An 18936-nucleotide genomic window follows, 5' to 3' on the forward strand; every position below is an offset into this window, starting at 1 on the left:
TGAAAGGGTGAATATTATGGTTGACTATGGAATTGTCAGAAGCACTGTCAAGCCGGAAGAAAAGGTGATTGATGAATTCAGTGTGTGGGTAAACACAGATATTTCAGAAATTGAAGTGTCACACGAAGATGACACCCACGCTGAATTTGAATATCATCAAGTCCAGTATTCTAAAGATGAATACATCAAGATGATTGATGAAAGGAATGCAGCTTTGGAAACACAGGTCACTGACACACAGATTGCCTTGTGTGATGTTTATGAAATGATACTTTAAGCGGAAAGGAAGATAAATATGGCAAAAGTATATGCAGACCTTATCAAGAAGGGCATCAAAACAATTGATGATGTTCCTAAAAATCTGAAAGATGATGTTCAGAAAATCTTGGATGGTGAAGGTTGATGTTAATCAACTTTATCATAAAAATATTATTTAGAAAGGATGAAGAACAAATGGCAGTAGTTTATGCAACCCTTATTGTCAAGGGAAAGAAAACCTTTGGTGCCGTTCCCGAAAGAATCAAGGAACAGGTGAAGCAGGTGTTGATTGACCTTGAATGTGCGGATTTGGTCACAGAATAAACGCACAGCAGCCTTTTAAGGCTTTGGGTATGGAATTATACCCTAACAAATTAAATGCCCTTGTAGGTCGATTCTGATGGCTTACAAGGGCATTCCATTTTCAAAAGAAAGTTGGTGGTTAAAGATTGAAAGAGTTTCTTGTGCAAACCTACACAGTTGCATTGCCCATTGTGCTGACTGCTCTGATGGGATATATTGTGTGGCTTCTGAAAAATCAGAAGAAAGACCGAAGTGCAAACAGCAAAGGAACAATGCTTCTTTTGCGTGTGCAGCTTATTGAATATCACGATAAATATACTACCCTCGGTGAAATTCCAAGTTATGCTTATGAAAATTTTATGGAAATGTATCAAGCATATCACGAATTAGGGGGGAATGGTATGGTGACAAAAATGAAACAGGAAATTGAGGAACTACACCTTAAAAATAAAAATAAAAAGAGCGAATGAAAGGATGGTATTCATTATGAAAAACATTGATTGGAAAAGAAAGTTGACAAGCAGAAAATTTTGGGCAGCAGTGGTTGGTTTTGTAACCCCTACAATGCTTGCATTTGGTGTGTCAGACAGCGTTGTGACACAAGTTGCCGGAATCATTATGGCAGGTGCAACCTGCATTGCTTACATTATCGGCGAAGGTCTTGTTGATTCAAACAGAACGGACAACACAGAAAGTGAGGACGAAAACAATGGTTGATGAAAAGAACATTCCGGAAGTTGAAGAAGAACTTTCCGCAGAAGCACTTGAAGAACTTTCAAATAACAAGGGGGAAGATGAATAATGGCATACACAAACAGTCCTTTGGTATCATATACCAAAATTTCACCTAACAGAACCAAGAACAGAAACCACGCAATTGACACCATCACCATTCACTGTGTAGTTGGTCAGTGTTCTGTTGAAACCTTGGGAAATGTTTTTGCACCGGTCAGCAGGCAAGCATCTTCCAATTATGGTGTCGGTTATGACGGCAGAATCGGAATGTATGTTGAAGAAAAAGACCGTTCTTGGTGTTCATCTTCCGGTGCGAATGATCACAGAGCGATTACCATTGAAGTTGCTTCCGATACAAAAGAACCTTATGCAGTGAGGGATGCAGCGTATCAGGCAACCATTAAACTTGTTGCTGATATTTGCAAGCGTAACGGCATCAAGAAACTTGTTTGGTCAACCAATAAAAATGACCGTGTAAATCATCTGAACGGTTGTAATATGACGGTTCACAGGGATTATGATGCAGACAAATCTTGCCCCGGTACATATCTTTATAACCGACAGGGCGATATTGCAGCAAAGGTCAATGCCATTCTTGATGCAGACAACAAACCTTCCGAAAATCCAAAACCGACTACAAGTACAGTGAAGGTTGGCGATTCCGTCAAGATTTCTTCCAACGCCACTTATTACAGCGGAAAATCTATCCCCGGATGGGTGAAGAATAAGACTTGGGTTGTTCGTCAGGTGAATGGTGATCGTGCAGTAATTGACAAGTCCACAGACGGAAAGAATGCTATTTGCAGTCCTATCAATGTAAAATTCCTTTCCGTTGTCGGAACTTCCGGTTCGCAGCAGACCACATTCAAACCCTATCTTGTAAAAGTCAACACTTCCGCTTTGAACATCAGAGCAGGTGCAGGAACAAACTACAATAAAACCGGTTGCATTACAAACTGTGGTGTTTACACCATTGTTGCTGAATCTGCCGGTCAAGGTTCGGATAAAGGCTGGGGAAAATTGAAGTCCGGTGCAGGTTGGATTTCCCTTGATTACTGCATCAAAAAGTAACACTAACCTGTTACTAATGAGATACTAACCGCCTTGATTTTGGGTGGTTGTAGGTAGTTCAACTTTGTTCAAAAATCCCGAAAAATCAGGCATTTCAAGCAGTTGAAAATTGAACTGATTTATGATATAATAAATAAAAAAGTTAGTAACGACTAACTCAAAAAAGGAGTAATGATATGAAGCCGGATTATAAAAATTGGGTGCCGAAATATATGGTAAACAGCTTGATAGCGGGTACGATTGTGATAGCTGTACTGTTTGTAATATTCGGTGTGATAGGTGTAGGATTAAGCGATGCGCTGAGGTGGATAATATTTGCGGCGCTTTTGCTCGCTCTGCTGATTGTCGGTGCTTTTCTTAAATGGAGTATAATGGCATACAGAGCTTTCTCCTATAACGGTACTCGACAGCTTTCAAAGCAGATTGTTGAGGGAATGGCAAATTACATAAAGCTGCCAGACAGCGGTACAGGTCTTGATGTTGGCTGTGGCAGCGGCGCTTTAACTATTGCGTGTGCAAAGAAGAACCCAAACGCTAAAATGATTGGCGTTGACAGATGGGGAAAAGAGTACTCTGATTTTAGTAATATGCTCTGCTGTAAAAATGCAGAGGCAGAGGGAGTTAAAAACATTGAATTTATGAAGGGCGATGCTTGCAAGCTCGATTTTAAGGACGAGAGCTTTGATGCGGTAACAAGCAACTATGTTTATCATAATGTGACAGGAGTCGATAAGCAAAAGCTGCTGCTTGAAACGCTGAGAGTGCTTAAAAAAGGCGGAACCTTTGCAATTCACGATTTAATGTCGCAATCAAGATACGGCGATATGCAAAAATTTAAGCAAAAGCTGATTGATATGGGCTACGAAAGTGTTGAACTGATAGATACCACCGATGGAATGTTTATGACTAAGCGAGAGGCAAGATGCCTCCGGCTCGGCGGTTCAACCCTGCTTGTGGGCAAAAAATAAATATTTGTTCTGATAATGCGGCAGTTGTTTTGATAACTGCCGTTATTTTTTAAAAGAAAAAGCGACAGTTTTGCACTGTCGCCGTGGTAATATGGATTTATGAAAACAGGCAGGCCGTTGCGGCGGCAAATACCGCTACCGCAAGCAAAACCGCAAACAGCGTTCTCTTTTTCAATAATTTTTTCACTATACACACTCCATTTATTATTTTATATTTTCATTTTTCACTCTAAACTCAAAAACATAGATTATTATACATTTTATTTTCTTAAAGGCATTAGATTTATTATTTAAAAAAAGTATATTTTGTAACTAAAAGTCATAAAAGCATTAATGAAATTGTAAAATTATGATTTTAAAAGTGTGCAAAAATGTGTGCAGGAATTTACACGATTTTCTTTATCGTTTTGAAATATATTTTATTCTGTATAATCCGTATAATAAAATTTCATATATTACAGAATATGTGAAATTATTAGCTATATTAATTTTAAATGTACTATTATGTTGATATATTGTACTTTGTGTGATATAATTATGAATAAATATAGTGTGTAAGTGTGTGCCAAACGGAGTGTAGTGTTTATGAACAGAGAAAAAACAGTTTACAACAGAATAATCAAGCGTATTTTAGATATTATCTGCTCGTTTATGGCGATTGTTTTTCTCTCAATAATTCACCTCCCAATTTGTGTAATTATCAAATGCACAAGCAAAGGCCCGATATTTTTTAAACAAAAGAGAGTGGGCAAGGATAAAAAGTATTTTAATATATTAAAATTCAGAACTATGAGAACGGATACTCCAAAGGATTGTCCTACTCATTTGCTCAAAAATCCTGACCAATATATTACCAAAGTCGGCAAGTTTTTAAGAAAGACCAGCTTGGATGAACTGCCGCAGATTTTTAATATTTTTAAGGGCGATATGACTGTAATCGGACCTCGCCCCGCTCTTTGGAATCAGGACGATTTGATTGCCGAAAGAGATGAGTATAACATAAACAGCTTAAAACCCGGCTTGACAGGCTGGGCTCAGATAAACGGCAGAGATGAGCTGCCTATCCCTGTAAAGGTTCAGATGGATAAGGTGTATTATGATAATTTAAGCTTTGCCTTTGATGTAAAATGCCTGTTTATGACAATAGTCAGTGTGTTTAAACACGAAGGCGTAGTAGAGGGCGGAACGGGAGCTTTGTAAAATGAGCAGTAAAAAAAGAAAAATTTTGATTTTGACTAATCATTCATATATGCTCTACCGCTTCAGAAAAGAGCTAATTGAAGAATTGATGAAGAACAACGAGGTTGTACTCAGTATGCCTTTTGTTGGTCATCATGATGATTTTATGAATATGGGTTTGCGCTGCATTGAAACTAAAATGGAACGCAGAGGTATAAATCCTTTTACCGACTATGCTTTAATGCAGTTTTATAAGAAAATTCTCAAAGAAGAAAAGCCCGATTTGGTTGTTACATATTCTATTAAGCCAAATATTTACGGCGGTTTAATGTGCGCAAAGCTGAAAATTCCATTTTATGCCAATGTTCAGGGATTAGGAACAGCTTTTCAAAAAAAAGGACTTGCTCAGTTTGTAACTTTTTTATATAAAACCGCTTTTAAAAAGGTAGAAACCGTATTTTTTGAAAATCAGGTTAATGCTGATGAATTTACAAGCAGAAAAATAATTCCTGCTGAGAAAGAAACTGTACTCAATGGCGCAGGTATAAATTTAAAAACATATGAGTACAAGCTGTATCCGAATAATGAACCACCGAGATTTTTATATTTGGGCAGAATTATGAAAGAAAAGGGTATGGACGAGCTTTTTGATGCCTCGGAAAAACTGCATAATGACGGTGAAAAATTTGTTCTTGATTTAGTCGGCTTTTTTGAAGATGAATATAAAGAAAAAGTTGATGAGCTTGTTAAAAAGGGCATTGTGGATTTTCATGGCTTTCAGGAAGAACCAAGACCGTATTATGCTAAAGCTGACTGTGTTGTTATGCCGAGCTATCATGAGGGTATGAGCAATGTTAATCTTGAAGCCTCCGCTACCGGCAGACCTGTTATCACTACCGATATTCCGGGTTGCAGGGAATCTGTTGAAAACGAAAAAACAGGTTGGCTCTGCGAACCGAAAAATTCTGACAGCTTATATGAAAAGATGAAGGCTTTTTTGCATACAGAAAACTCTGTTCGTGAACAAATGGGCAAAACTGCCCGTAAAAAAATGGAAAATGAGTTTGATAAAAAGATTGTTGTAGAGCAGACAATAACAGCATTGGGCTTGAAGTGATAATCGTATATTGAGAGGATTATTATGATAAGAGTATTACAAATAGTTACATATATGGGCAGAGGCGGACTCGAAACTATGATAATGAATTATTATAGAAATATCGACCGCAATAAAGTACAATTTGATTTTCTGGTTCATCGTCAAGAGGAGGCAGATTATGATAAAGAAATACTTTCATTGGGCGGTAATATTTATCATATGCCAATGTTAAATCCTTTTTCAAAATCTTATTTTAATGCTTTGGATTCATTTTTTAAAGAACATAAATATGATATTGTACATTGTCATTTAGATTGTATGAGCGCATACCCTTTAAAAATAGCCAAAAAAAATGGTGTAAGAGTTAGGATTGCGCATTCACATTCAAAAAGTCAAGACAAAAATATTAAGTATCCTATTAAATTATATTCCAAAAGATTGATACCTCAATATGCTACTCATTTGTTTTCTTGCGGAAAGGAAGCGGGTGATTGGATGTTTTGCGGTCATGAATATACTATCATAAACAATGCAATTGATGCACAAAAATATCTTTTTAATAGAGATGTTGCTAAAAAAGTAAGAACTGAATTAAATATTAATAACGATGCTCTCGTTGTGGGTCATGTGGGGCGATTTAATCCGCCTAAGAATCATGATTTCATTATAGATGTCTTTAATAAGATTTATCAAAAAAATAATACAGCAAAATTGATTCTCGTTGGCGTGGGTAATGGTCAACAGAATATTATAGATAAGGTTAAAAATCTTGCATTATCTGATAGTGTTTTATTTTTAGGTAACCGAACCGATGTAAATAAAATTTTACAGGCTATGGATGTATTTCTTTTTCCGTCACTTTACGAGGGTTTGCCGCTTTCTATAATTGAAGCTCAAGCTGCCGGATTACCATGCGCAATATCTGATAATGTACCGCCTGAGTGTATAAAAACAGATAGAGTTTTTCATTATAGTTTAGAAAAACCTTTAGATTTTTGGGCGAATAAAATAATAGAGGCAGCACAAATTGAGAAAAAAGACACATATGATGAAATTGTAGCTTCCGGATTTGATATTAAAAATAATGCAAATAAACTGCAAAACTTTTACACTTCGTTTTGTTATGGAGAATGAAAATGGCAACTTTAACCGTATTTACCCCCTTATATAACAGAATAAATACACTCAAAAGAACTTATGAGAGCTTAAAACGCCAAACATGCAAGGATTTTATTTGGCTTATAGTTGATGATGGTTCAACTGATAATCCATATGATGTAATAAAAAAATGGCTTGAAAAAGATAACGGTTTTGAAATAAAGTATGTTTACAAAGAAAACGGCGGTATGCATACAGCACATAACACAGCTTACGAAAATATTGATACGGAGCTTAATGTTTGTGTAGATTCGGATGATTATATGCCGGATAATGCGGTGCAATTGATTATTGATTGTTGGAATAAAAACAAAAATAAAGGTTATGCCGGTATAATTGCACTCGATTTTGCCGATTCAACAAAAAAAGTAATTGGCAAAGAATTGCCAACTGACAAAGAAAGCACAACCCTTATGGGATATTATAATAACGGTGGCTTTGGTGACAAAAAGTTGATTTACAGAACCGATATAATCAAGGCTACTCCGCCTTATCCTGTTTTTGACAATGAAAAATATGTTGCTCTTGCTTATAAGTATCATTTAATAGATGAAAAATACGAATTGAAAATACTCAACGAATGTGTTTGTATTGTCGATTATCAGATGGACGGTTCGAGCACAAATATGTATAGACAATATGCTCGCAATCCAAAAGGCTTTGCGTTTTGGAGAAAGGAGCAGATGAAACATAGTATAAATATTAAGCAAAAATTCAAAGCCTGTATACACTATGTTTCAAGTTCATTGATTGCTAAAAACAAGCATTTTGTTAAGGAATCGCCTGAAAAGTTTTTAACGGTATTAAGCATTCCTATTGGGTATATTTTAAAGATAATTGTTATGAAAAAATCAAAATCTTCGTATATGAAGGTTGAAGGGATTTAGTGAATGAATGTTTTTGTATATACAACAGTATTAGTATTAATATTGTTTTATATTGGCAGAAAACCGCTTGATAAAAATATTACAATTGAAACCGAAAAGACTAAGATAAGAGATACAAATACATTATTTTTTATTTTAGGAACATTGTTATTAGTGTATGTAACAGGGCAAAGATTTGATTTTGGCGATACTATAGCATATTGGGAAGGCTTTACTAAAGCTATGCCAATTGATGAGTGCATATCCTCCTTTTCAATTGGAAACGAATGGTTGTTTCAGTTTTATATGTCGTTCATACATACTTATATATCTACTGACCCGAGAGTTTTTATTGAAATTACTTCATTAATAACTATTTTCCCTTTAATGTATTTTTTATATAATTATAGCGGTGATTTAAAATTTGCTTTTTATATTTTTATAATGTCCGGCTGTTGGGAACATTCAATGAATGGACTGAGACAGTATTTGGCTACTGCAATAATAGTTGCGGGATTTCAACTTTTAGCGAACAGAAAATGGTATTTGTTTTTACCGTTAGTATTTATTGTTGCTCAAATACATACATCGGCATATATTTTTTTGCTTTTGTATTTTATAACAAATACAGAAGCTTGCGGTAAAATGACAAAATTTATTTTAGCTATTTCAATATTAATTGTAATTACATCCCCATTGACAGGAGGATTTGTTGATAACCTGTTATCGGGATTGGATTATGGTGATAGATATTCCGGACAAGAATGGAATTCCAGCATAAATATCTTCAGAGTATTGGTAAGTGTTGTGCCGATTGTTTTAGCTTTTTTCAATAAAGATCTAATGAAAAATAAATATAAATATTACAACACTGTATTTAATATGGCTCTGTTTTTCACTGTATTTACAATGGCAGGAGTGTTTTCATCTGTGTATGCCAGATTTAATATATATTTCGAAGTATTTTCTGTATTGCTATTGGTATGGAATGTTAACGAGATGGTAGTTAATTCAAAAATTCCGTGGATAAAAAATGCGGCATATATCTGCTATACATTATATTTTATATATCAAATCGTATTTACTTATGGTATGGGATGGCATACTAATTACCAATTTTTTACTAACAGCTATGGACAAGTATCTTGGATATAAATTTTTAAAAGGTGCAGCTTATGAATGAGATTTTTAAATATGATTACTATAGAATGACAGGTAATAGCTATTCTTTTTCTTTTAAAGCTAAATTTAGTTTATTTTTATATCATCAACTTAAATTTATGTATTTATGGAGAAAATTAAAAGTAAAAAATAACTGTATTAACAGAGCAAGATTATATAGATTAACTAAAAAATATGGTTTAGAAATTTCACTGTCAGCCACAATTGGAAAAGGGTTATATTTAGGACATCCATACAATATTACTGTGGCATCAGATGTTATAAGCGGTGATAATGTTAATTTACATAAAGGATGTACTATAGGCAGAGAAAATAGAGGAGATAGATCAGGTGTTCCTAAAATTGGTAATAATGTGTCGGTTGGTATAAATTCTACTATTGTCGGTAAAGTCAATATAGGAAATGATGTTATGATTGCACCAAACAGCTTTATTAATTTTGATGTACCTGATCATTCGGTAGTATTGGGAAATCCTGCAAAAATTCATTCAAAGGAATATGCTACAAAATGTTATGTGAACTTTTTAGTTTAGTGTTTTAATACAAATGGAGAGTAAAATGATACCTAAAAAAATACATTATTGTTGGTTTGGCAGAGGAGAGAAATCAAAAAAAATCAAAAAATGCATTGAAAGTTGGAGAAAATATTGTCCGGACTATGAAATTGTCGAATGGAATGAAGATAACTTTGATGTGTATCAAAACGCTTATACTAAATATTGCTATGATAATAAGAAATATGCGTTTTTGAGCGATTATGCCAGATTGTTGATTGTATATTATGAAGGCGGTATCTATTATGATACTGATGTTGAGGTAATAAAACCAATTAACGATTTATTAAAAAATAAAGCTTTTGTCGGCTTTGAAGTTAATGAATATATTAATACCGGTATTGGCTTTGGAGCAGAGAAAGACAGTTCTGCAATAAAATTAATGATAAACGAATATGATAAACTTTTGGATGGAAAAAGCGGTACAGTAGGTTGTCCTATTTTAAATACAGAAGCTATAAAAAAGTTAGGATTGCAGCTTAATGGAAAAACTCAATATTTAAATGGTATAACCGTATATGCTTCGGACTATTTTAATCCTTATGATGCTCCCACAGGAATATTAGAAAAAACAAGTAATACTTATTCGATTCATTGGTTTTCGGCTTCTTGGATGAGTAAAGGAAAAAGATTAAGATGCGCTGTTATGAAGCCTATACATAGATTGTTATCAAGGGAAAAATAAAAATGAAACCATATATCAGATTTATTGTTAATAAGATAAGATTTTCTTTCATAAAGCTGTTCAAATGTCATGATTTAAAAACTAAGGGATTACAATTATTCTCTTTAAATTCAAAATTTATAATTGATAAAAATTCCTCTGTTTCTTTAGGTGACAGAATTATTAATGACGGAAGATTTACGGCTATTGTCGATGATAATGCAGAACTGTATATTGGTAACAATGTCTATTTTAATGAAGGAAATATGATTAGTGCAAAATCGTTTGTGAAAATCGGTGAAGGCTGTCAGTTTGGTCCGAATGTAAAAATTTTTGATAATAATCATAACTTCAATGCCATAGAAGGTGTTTTGTTAACCCATAATTCATCTCCTATTGAAATAGGCAAGAATTGTTGGATCGGAACTAACTGTGTTATATTAAAAGGCACTCGCATTGGAGATAATTGTGTTATTGCAGCTGGTTGCATAATAAAAGGAACAATTCCTGACAGCTCAATAGTTTCTTCAAATGTTAGTTTAAACATAAAACCTATTGAGGATAGAAAATGAAGAAAAAAATATTGTTTATAATGCCTTCTATGTTTATAGGTGGGGCAGAAAGAAGTCTTTTGGGACTACTTGATTCAATTGATTATAGTTTATATGATGTAGATTTATTTCTGTATAGACATGAAGGAGAATTTTTAAAATATATAAATTACAATGTAAATATTATACCAAATATAAAGAAATATAATACGTTTGATGTTTCAATTAAAAAATTATTACCCGGCAGATTGTTTTTATTTGGCGTTTCAAGAATTTTTGGTAAAATAGCTTTGAAATTCCATTGTATGTTTTCTAAGGAACATGAAGGTGTTTGGATGAATATGCAGTATCTTTCCAAATATCTACAATGGCTGTTACCTGAAATTTCCGGCAACTATGATTGCGCAGTGTCATTCTTAGGTATTCCTGATGTTTTGGTTAATAAAGTTGATTCACGCATTAAAATTTCTTGGAATCATACAGATTATACCGTTATTAATCCTTGCAGGAAATATGATTTAAAAATTTATTCAAAAATTGATTATATTTCAAGTGTTTCGGATGTATGCACAAAGCAATTTCTGCAGGTTTATCCCGATTTAAAGAATAAAGCAATTACATTGGAAAATATACTCAGTAAAAAGTTCTTAACCGAGCAAGCTGATGAAGATGTAAATGATTTTGAGTACAGTGGAATTAAACTTCTGTCAGTAGGTAGATTTAGCGACGCAAAAAACTTTGATAATGTTCCCGAAATTTGCAAATTTATAAGAGAAAAAGGCTTAGATGTTAAATGGTATTTAATCGGATATGGTACAGATGAAGAGCTTATAAAAAGTAAGATTAAAGAGCTTGGCATGGAAGATTATGTAATTGTTCTTGGAAAAAAAATAAATCCATATCCATACATAAAAAATTGTGATTTGTATGTGCAACCGTCGAGGTATGAAGGAAAAGCTGTAACCGTTCGTGAAGCTCAAATGCTTTGCAAACCGGTTGTTATTACAAAATTCGCTACATCATCAAGTCAATTGAAAGACGGTTATGATGGTATTATAGTTCCTATGGATAATCAAGGATGTGCAGATGGCATAGCAAAGTTATTAAATAATAAAGTACTTATGCAGCAGCTTTCTGAAAATTGTGCTGAAAATGATTATTCAAATTCTCAAGAAATAAATAAAATATATGAAATTATTGAAAATAGTTAATTATGTGTTAGGATATTTTTATGAATAAAGTTAAAGTTAGTGTTGTAGTTCCTGTATACAAAGTTGAAAAATATTTAGAGAGATGTGTTAATTCTATTATTAAGCAATCTCTCAGTGAACTTGAAATAATTTTAGTAGATGATGGTTCTCCTGATAATTGCGGAATAATGTGCGATTCATTTGCTGATAAAGATAATAGAATTAAAGTTGTACATAAAGCAAATGGTGGTTTAAGCAGTGCAAGAAATGCAGGCTTGAAGATAGCTACAGGTGAATATATAGGTTTTGTGGACTCTGATGATGATATTGAAACTGATATGTATGAAAAAATGTATAATGCAGCGCTTAAATATAAAGTTGACTTTGTTATGTGCGATTATCAAAGAATTAATAGTAACAGTACTAATTTCAACAAAACACTTGATATTGATTTCGGTTTTTATGATAAAGAAAAAATCAGAAGCGATATTTTTCCTGCGTTGATTATGGGAAGTAATATTGACTATGGACCATTACTTTCGGTTTGCCTTTGTCTATATAAGCGTCAGTTTTTGACTGATAATTCTATTACTTTCGCAAATGATGTAAAATGGTCAGAAGATAATTTGTTTAGTGCTATTGTCGGATATAAATGTAATAGCTTTTATTATTTAAAAACCGAATATTTATATCATTATTATTCCAATCCGGGAACTATCACAACTTCATATAGAGCGGGAGCATGGAATGTTTACTGCAAAATGAATGAGTATTTACATAATTTTTTTGATCAAATTTCTGATTATGATTTTTCTGAACAACTTAAAATCCATATGCTATATTATGCATGTAATTGTTTAGGTATGGCTTCTAAGTTGTCTGAAGAAGATGCTTTATATGAAATGAATATGATATTAAATTCACAAGAGTTAAAAACAGCTTTTAAAAATTTGCACTTATCAGATATTTCCATAAAATTAAGATTTCAATTATATCTAATGAAACATAAGAAAACCAAAGTATTATATAAAATATATAATAAAAAAGGATGAAAAAATGACTTTACTTTCGATTATTATGCCTGTATATAATAAAGAGAAATATATAGAAAGGGCTATACAATCAATTGTTAATCAAACTTTTAAGGATTGGGAATTAATAATTGTAGATGACGGTTCAATAGATAAGTCGCTTAGCTTATGTAAAAAGTATGAAAATGAAAAAATAAAAGTTATAAGTATTGAAAATAACGGTGTTTCTAATGCAAGAAACATTGGTTTGAATATGTCTTGTGGCGATTTTGTAACTTTTATTGATGCTGATGATTATGTAGCAAGTGATTATTTGGAAAATTTGTATCAGCCACAGTATGATTTTATAATTTCAGGTTTATCAAAAGTAAGTAAGAACAGTGAACTGATAGATACAATTAAACCTCTTAACAATGGTGTAATCAAAATAGATGATATATGTAAAAATTTTTATAAAGAACAGATGGACACCGGTATTTATGGATTTGTGGCAGGTAAATGTATTAGAAAAAGTATTATAACTGATAATAGTATTTCATTTGACAAAAGTATAAACTTAGCAGAGGATTATGATTTTTTCCTTAAAATTTATAATAAATTAGATAGTATACTATTTTTAGATTATTCCGGATATTTTTATTTAATCGGTACAGACAATTCCGCCATTGGTATGTCTGATAAAAAAATTGATTTTATAAAGCAAATTGAAATACAAAATAAAACAAGAATTTTTTTGGAAAATCACAACTCTTTTGGAGAAAATGAAAAAAATCTATATATGAAAAGAGTTGCCGGATACATATACACAATATTAATTAATTGTAACTGTAATTCATATAAATCATATTTATCTGATTATAAACGATTAAAAAATACTATCCAAAGAGTTAATCCCAAAGAAGTAAATTCAATATTAATAAAAGTTATTTTATGTTTATATAATAAAAACAAATATAGTCTTATTTTTATCTTATTAAAAATAAGAAGAAAACTGGGTAGATAATATGAAAGTAGTAATGTATGTTCATGGTGGAAGTGAAAACCACGGCTGTGAAGCTATAATAAGATCAACTGCAAGGTTACTTGACTTAGATTCAAAGCAGTCTGTACTTTTATCGTATAATCAATCTGAAGATTTGCATTATGGCTTAGATTCGGTTGTAAGTATTAATCAAGAAATAAATGCTATTAATAAAAAATCGTTTGATTTTATTAAGGCATATTTTATGCAGAAATTTTTTAACAAGCATTATTATGTAGATGCCTTGTTACATAAACTATCAATTAACTCAATTAATAATATGGATTTTGGCTTGTTTGTCGGTGGAGATAATTATTGCTATTCTGATGCTGAAGTTTATCCTGTTGTAAATAAATTAATTAGAAAGAAAGTAAAAAAACTTGTTTTATGGGGTACTTCTGTTGAACCTTCTGTTTTGGAAAAGAGAAGTATAAAAAAAGATATTAAAAAATTTGATTTAATTGTAGCTCGAGAAAGTATATCATACGAGGCTTTAAAAAAAGTTAATTCTCATACATTATTATTACCTGATCCTGCTTTTTTTCTTAACATTGAGAGAACGGAATTACCGAAAAATTTTATAAAGGGCAACACAATAGGTATCAATATTAGTCCGATGATTCTTGAATATGAAAAAAATCAAGGTAAAACTATTGAAAATTATGAATATTTAATTAATTATATCATAGAACAAACAGATTATAATATAGCTTTAATTCCGCATGTTGTATGGGATTCAAATGATGATAGAAAAGTCTTGCGTATGTTATATGATAAAATATCTCGTAAAGATAGAATTTGCATTGTAGATGATCATAATTGTATGCAGCAAAAGTATATTATAAGCCAATGTTCTTACTTTATTGGAGCAAGAACTCATGCGACAATTGCTGCGTATTCCACCTGTGTTCCAACATTAGTAGTTGGATATTCCGTAAAAGCCAAGGGTATTGCAAAGGACTTATTTGGAACATATGAAAACTATGTTATTCCTGTGCAAGAACTAAAAGAACAAAGCGATTTGCTGAATCCTTTTTTATGGTTGAGAAAAAACAGTGAAAGAATTAAAAATGAGCTAAAAAATAAGACCAAAGAGTATTCCGCCCTAAAAAATGAGTATTTGAAAGGATTAGTTAATGATTAAAGCTGAAAAATCAAATTCACTTATAACTGTAATAATACCTGTTTATAATGTAGAAAATAATATTTCTCATTGCATAGAATCAGTATTGAAACAGACTTATAAAAACCTCTAAGTATTAATCATAGATGACGGGTCAACTGATAATAGCTATAACATATGTCAAAAATATGCTGATAAAGACAAGAGAATAAAAGTGATACACCAGACTAATCAAGGTATTGCCACTGTTCGTAATGCAGGAGTTAAATTAGCTAAGGGTGATTATTTATTTTGGATTGACAGTGATGATTATATAAAAGAAAATATAATAGAAAGATTATATGAAAATTTGGTTGCTTATGATGCAGATATTTCTATATGCGATTTTATAAAAGGCAGTGAAATAAATTATATCTTTCCTGAGGAAAATAATTTCACTGTTGAATGTTTTAGTAACCAGCATGGATTAGAACTAATTTATAAAAATGCTCACTATTCATTTATTATGGCTGCCTCTTGGGCTAAGCTTATTAAAAAGGATTTATATAACGGATTACAATATCCTGACGGTAAAATTTTTGAAGATATTTATATGAGTCATCATCTAATTAATAAATGTAAGAAAATTGTATTTACAAATGAAGTGATGTACTATTATTATCAGTGGCCGGAAAGCATTCTCGGAAAACAATTCAGTTATGGAGTATGAGCTTAATTCAAATGCTGCTTTTGAATATAAGACAGTTTTAAATAAATTATATTATGGTGAAACATACCCGCTGAATCGTAAAAAGCTAATTAAGTAAATACATAAAAGTGGCAGAAATACTAATCCATTAAAGATATTTTTTAACTCGGTATTAAGGAGACTGCATAATGAAAGTTAATCAACTTCGTGTGGGTGCGTTACTATCGTACGTCAATCTTGCAATAGGTAGTATTATACCTATGATATATACCCCAATTATGTTAAGAATACTTGGTCAAGCTGAGTATGGCTTATACAGTTTGTCAAACTCTATTGTTGGATATTTATCATTATTGAATTTTGGATTTGGCAGTACAATTATTAGATATATATGTAAGTATAGAGCCGAAGGCAAGAAAGAACAAGTAAGAAGCATATTTGGTTTATTTTTGATAATATACGGGATAGTATCTGTTTTAGTATTTATCGGCGGATTTATATTAATGTTATGTACTGATTCATGTTTTTCTAAGGGTCTTACGCAACAGGAGGTAGATAAACTTAAAATATTGATTGTTATGATGGCATTTAACACAGCCATTGCCTTTCCAATTAGTGTATTTTCATCAATTATTACTGCATATGAAAGATTCATATTTAGAAGAGTTATTGATATTTTTTCTACAGTTTTAGCTCCAGTTGCTAACATTATACTATTATATTGTGGATTTGGCTCAATCGGTATGACATTCTCAGGACTCCTACTTAATTTTATTGCCTGCCCTGTCAATATATACTATTGCTTTAAGGTTTTAAAAATAATACCAAAATTTGTACGATTTGAAAGTGTATTTATTAAAGAACTGCTCGTATTTTCAGTGTACATGTTTATAGGAACTTTGGTAGATATGCTGTTTTGGACCACAGATAAGGTTATTTTAGGTGCGTTGGTAGGAACTGCAGTTGTTGCAATTTATAATGTTGGCTCGACATTTAATAATATATTGATGCAGTTGTCGCAAGCTGTATCCGGTGTAATTGGTCCTAAAATCAATTCAATGGTTACTTTGGATGGAGAAAATACTCAAGCTTTGTCCGAGGTTTTTATTAGAGTCGGAAGATTAGAGTATCTTTTATTGGCATTAGTAGTTTCGAGTTTTATAGCTTTAGGTCACCCATTTTTAATTATGTGGGCAGGTGAAAATTATGGAGAATCTTACTATATAGCACTGGTAACAATGATACCTTTGGTAATTCCGTATATTCAAAATACCGGACTAACAATTGTAATAGCTCAAAATAAGCATAAATTTCGTTCTTTGGTTTATTTAGCAATAGCCATATTAAATGCAGTATCCACATATTTTATAGTACCTTATTTGGGTGGTATCGGAGCTGCACTGTGTTCTTGTGTATCCTATATTTTAGGTCAAGGAATAATAATGAATATATATTATTACAAAGTTACTAAAATCAATATTCCTTTGTTTTGGAAGAATATTTTATGTATGTCATGGATTCCTACACTATTATGTGTAATGACATTTATAGTGTCAAATTTTGTGAATTTTTATTCCTGGAGTGTATTTTTATTTACTGTTTTGATATATGTAGTATTATATTCAGTTGGTAGTTGGTTCTTCTCCATGAATGATTATGAGAAGGATGTTATTCGTGTGCCAATTAATAACCTACTGAATAAATTAAAAAAGCGAAAGGCGTAATTATAATGAAAACAGCTGTAGCCGGAACATGATATGTTGGCTTATCTATTGCCACTTTGCTTGCTCAACACAATGAAGTTATTGCTGTTGATATTATTCACAAAAAAGTTAAACTGATCAATGACATATTATCTCCGATAAAAGATGAATATATTAAAAAATATTTTAAGAAAGAAAACTTAAATCTATATGCTACCTTAGATTATGAAAATGCATACAAGGATGTTGATTTTGTTGTAATAGCAACACCAACAAACTATGATTCTGATAAAAACTATTTTGATACATCAGCTGTTGAAGATGTTATCAAACAAGTAATAAAAATCAAATCTAAAGCTATCATTGTTATTAAATCAACAGTACCTGTTGGTAATACTAAGTATATAAGAGAAAAGTTAGGCTTTGATAATATAACCCTCATCACGGAAAAATGTGGGATAATCAAAAGTAAATATTGAAAAAGAACATAGGAAGCTCCAAAATTGTAGTTGACAAGACAAACAATGGAATTATAAATTCTGATAAAGTACAGGTTTATACAGGCAGCGGTTCTCTTTTTCCTACTCACGCATTGGATTTGGAAGTATTTAATAAAGAAGTAATATTAAATTTATGTCCATATGCTGATGATTTATGGCTTACTTTTATGGCTTATAGAAATAAAACAAAAATTTCTTCTTTGAGTAAATGGAGAAGTTTTCCTATTACAATATACAATACTGAAAAAACAGTTTATGGTATATTAATTCTGAAGGCGGTCAGAATGACAAGCAATGGTCTAATCTTTTAAACCGATATAACAAAGAGGCATTATGAGTTTAGTAAATAAAATAAAATTCTTTAATCAAATTTCATTATCAAAATATATTTATTACAATTATTTTTGCAGTAATGTAAATCGAAAAGGCAATGGTCGTATAATACCCTATAAAGGCGCTGTGGTAGACATTTCAAAAAATGCAGTAATCAACCTTTTTGACGGAGATTTAGAAATAGGTTGTAATAAATTAAAAAAATCAAAGGCAGAAACTTATTTAAGGCTGCGAAGTAACGCTGTTTGGAATGTATTTAAAAGTTGTTGTATTTCATATGGCAGCACAATAGAATTACTTAATGCGGCTACAATTAATTCAAAATATTTTACAGTTAATAGCAATTCTGTGATAGTTATATCTAAACAACTTACTATTGAAAATGATGTAATGATTGGTCGAAATGTTACTGTATATGACAGTGATTTTCATTCAATAAACAATAATACATCTGACAATTATTCATCTCCGATTTATATTGGAAATCATGTTTGGATTGCATCAAACTGTACAGTTTTGAAAGGTGTAAAATTACATGATGGTTGTGTTATTGCTGCAAATTCTATTCTATTAAATGATGTTTATGAAAAACAACTTGTCGGAAATAATATTGAGCAAAAAGTAATTAAAGAAAATATTGAGTGGAAAAGGTAGTTATTTTATGATAAAAAATGTAATAAGAAAAATTGTTTATAGTTTAGGCATAAAAAATTCCTAAACTATCTAAAGTTGAGGAATGTAGAGATAGAGGAGTTAAAA

The 18936-nt window shown here is 31.7% G+C and carries 22 protein-coding genes and 2 pseudogenes; all 24 read left to right on the forward strand.

Features of this window, described 5'->3' with window-relative positions:
* Positions 1–16 precede the first annotated feature (16 nt).
* A complete protein-coding gene (locus DXC23_RS01155; RefSeq protein ID WP_117704383.1) occupies positions 17–277 on the forward strand; it encodes a hypothetical protein in 261 nt (86 codons plus the stop codon).
* Between the two features lie 18 nt (positions 278–295).
* Positions 296–403, forward strand: coding sequence for a CD1375 family protein (locus DXC23_RS12740; protein WP_278286531.1), 108 nt, complete (start codon positions 296–298; stop codon positions 401–403).
* Positions 404–453: 50 nt separating this feature from the next.
* Positions 454–582: a CD1375 family protein gene (locus DXC23_RS01160; RefSeq protein WP_347474757.1), complete on the forward strand. Its 129-nt coding sequence runs from the start codon at positions 454–456 to the stop codon at positions 580–582.
* A gap of 125 nt (positions 583–707) precedes the next feature.
* A complete protein-coding gene (locus DXC23_RS01165; protein WP_117704385.1) occupies positions 708–1031 on the forward strand; it encodes a hypothetical protein in 324 nt (107 codons plus the stop codon).
* Between the two features lie 16 nt (positions 1032–1047).
* Positions 1048–1278, forward strand: a complete 231-nt coding sequence (locus tag DXC23_RS01170; RefSeq protein WP_117704386.1) for a hypothetical protein — start codon at positions 1048–1050, stop codon at positions 1276–1278.
* A gap of 84 nt (positions 1279–1362) precedes the next feature.
* A complete protein-coding gene (locus DXC23_RS01175) occupies positions 1363–2367 on the forward strand; it encodes a peptidoglycan recognition family protein (RefSeq protein ID WP_117704387.1) in 1005 nt (334 codons plus the stop codon).
* Positions 2368–2543: 176 nt separating this feature from the next.
* The gene (locus DXC23_RS01180; protein WP_117704388.1) at positions 2544–3335 is read left to right on the forward strand and encodes a class I SAM-dependent methyltransferase; all 792 of its coding nucleotides are present in this window, start codon (positions 2544–2546) and stop codon (positions 3333–3335) included.
* A gap of 585 nt (positions 3336–3920) precedes the next feature.
* Positions 3921–4535 (forward strand): sugar transferase, encoded by a 615-nt coding sequence (locus tag DXC23_RS01185; protein ID WP_117704389.1) that lies wholly within the window; start codon positions 3921–3923, stop codon positions 4533–4535.
* Position 4536: 1 nt separating this feature from the next.
* Positions 4537–5631, forward strand: a complete 1095-nt coding sequence (locus DXC23_RS01190) for a glycosyltransferase family 4 protein (RefSeq protein ID WP_117704390.1) — start codon at positions 4537–4539, stop codon at positions 5629–5631.
* Positions 5632–5655: 24 nt separating this feature from the next.
* Positions 5656–6747: a glycosyltransferase family 1 protein gene (locus DXC23_RS01195; RefSeq protein WP_117704391.1), complete on the forward strand. Its 1092-nt coding sequence runs from the start codon at positions 5656–5658 to the stop codon at positions 6745–6747.
* Between the two features lie 2 nt (positions 6748–6749).
* Positions 6750–7658, forward strand: coding sequence for a glycosyltransferase family 2 protein (locus DXC23_RS01200; RefSeq protein WP_117704392.1), 909 nt, complete (start codon positions 6750–6752; stop codon positions 7656–7658).
* 3 nt (positions 7659–7661) lie between these two features.
* Positions 7662–8792, forward strand: coding sequence for an EpsG family protein (locus tag DXC23_RS01205; protein WP_117704393.1), 1131 nt, complete (start codon positions 7662–7664; stop codon positions 8790–8792).
* Positions 8793–8812: 20 nt separating this feature from the next.
* Entirely contained in the window at positions 8813–9352 is a 540-nt protein-coding gene (locus tag DXC23_RS01210; protein ID WP_242997366.1) for a serine acetyltransferase, read from the forward strand.
* 25 nt (positions 9353–9377) lie between these two features.
* A complete protein-coding gene (locus DXC23_RS01215; RefSeq protein ID WP_117704394.1) occupies positions 9378–10058 on the forward strand; it encodes a glycosyltransferase in 681 nt (226 codons plus the stop codon).
* A gap of 2 nt (positions 10059–10060) precedes the next feature.
* The gene (locus DXC23_RS01220; protein WP_117704395.1) at positions 10061–10609 is read left to right on the forward strand and encodes an acyltransferase; all 549 of its coding nucleotides are present in this window, start codon (positions 10061–10063) and stop codon (positions 10607–10609) included.
* Positions 10606–11799, forward strand: a complete 1194-nt coding sequence (locus tag DXC23_RS01225) for a glycosyltransferase (RefSeq protein WP_117704396.1) — start codon at positions 10606–10608, stop codon at positions 11797–11799. The genes DXC23_RS01220 and DXC23_RS01225 overlap by 4 nt, the downstream gene beginning before the upstream one ends.
* 20 nt (positions 11800–11819) lie before the next feature.
* Positions 11820–12830 (forward strand): glycosyltransferase, encoded by a 1011-nt coding sequence (locus DXC23_RS01230; protein WP_117704397.1) that lies wholly within the window; start codon positions 11820–11822, stop codon positions 12828–12830.
* Between the two features lie 4 nt (positions 12831–12834).
* A complete protein-coding gene (locus DXC23_RS01235) occupies positions 12835–13812 on the forward strand; it encodes a glycosyltransferase family 2 protein (RefSeq protein ID WP_117704398.1) in 978 nt (325 codons plus the stop codon).
* A 1-nt stretch (position 13813) separates the two neighbouring features.
* Complete coding sequence (locus DXC23_RS01240; RefSeq protein ID WP_117704399.1) at positions 13814–14974, forward strand: polysaccharide pyruvyl transferase family protein; 1161 nt, start codon at positions 13814–13816, stop codon at positions 14972–14974.
* Positions 14967–15662, forward strand: a pseudogene (locus DXC23_RS01245) (glycosyltransferase family 2 protein). Before DXC23_RS01240 ends, DXC23_RS01245 begins: the two are co-directional and overlap by 8 nt.
* Before the next feature lie 167 nt (positions 15663–15829).
* The gene (locus DXC23_RS01250) at positions 15830–17365 is read left to right on the forward strand and encodes an oligosaccharide flippase family protein (protein ID WP_117704400.1); all 1536 of its coding nucleotides are present in this window, start codon (positions 15830–15832) and stop codon (positions 17363–17365) included.
* A 5-nt stretch (positions 17366–17370) separates the two neighbouring features.
* Positions 17371–17778 (forward strand): annotated as a pseudogene (locus DXC23_RS01255) (UDP-glucose 6-dehydrogenase); the annotation flags it as partial.
* Between the two features lie 41 nt (positions 17779–17819).
* The gene (locus DXC23_RS01260; RefSeq protein ID WP_117704401.1) at positions 17820–18155 is read left to right on the forward strand and encodes a hypothetical protein; all 336 of its coding nucleotides are present in this window, start codon (positions 17820–17822) and stop codon (positions 18153–18155) included.
* A 22-nt stretch (positions 18156–18177) separates the two neighbouring features.
* Positions 18178–18831 carry an acyltransferase gene (locus DXC23_RS01265; protein ID WP_117704402.1) on the forward strand — a complete coding sequence of 218 codons (654 nt, stop codon included), beginning with the start codon at positions 18178–18180 and terminating at the stop codon, positions 18829–18831.
* The last annotated feature ends 105 nt before the right edge of the window (positions 18832–18936 follow it).

Source organism: Eubacterium sp. OM08-24 (assembly GCF_003438075.1).
GTDB lineage: Bacteria > Bacillota > Clostridia > Oscillospirales > Acutalibacteraceae > Ruminococcoides.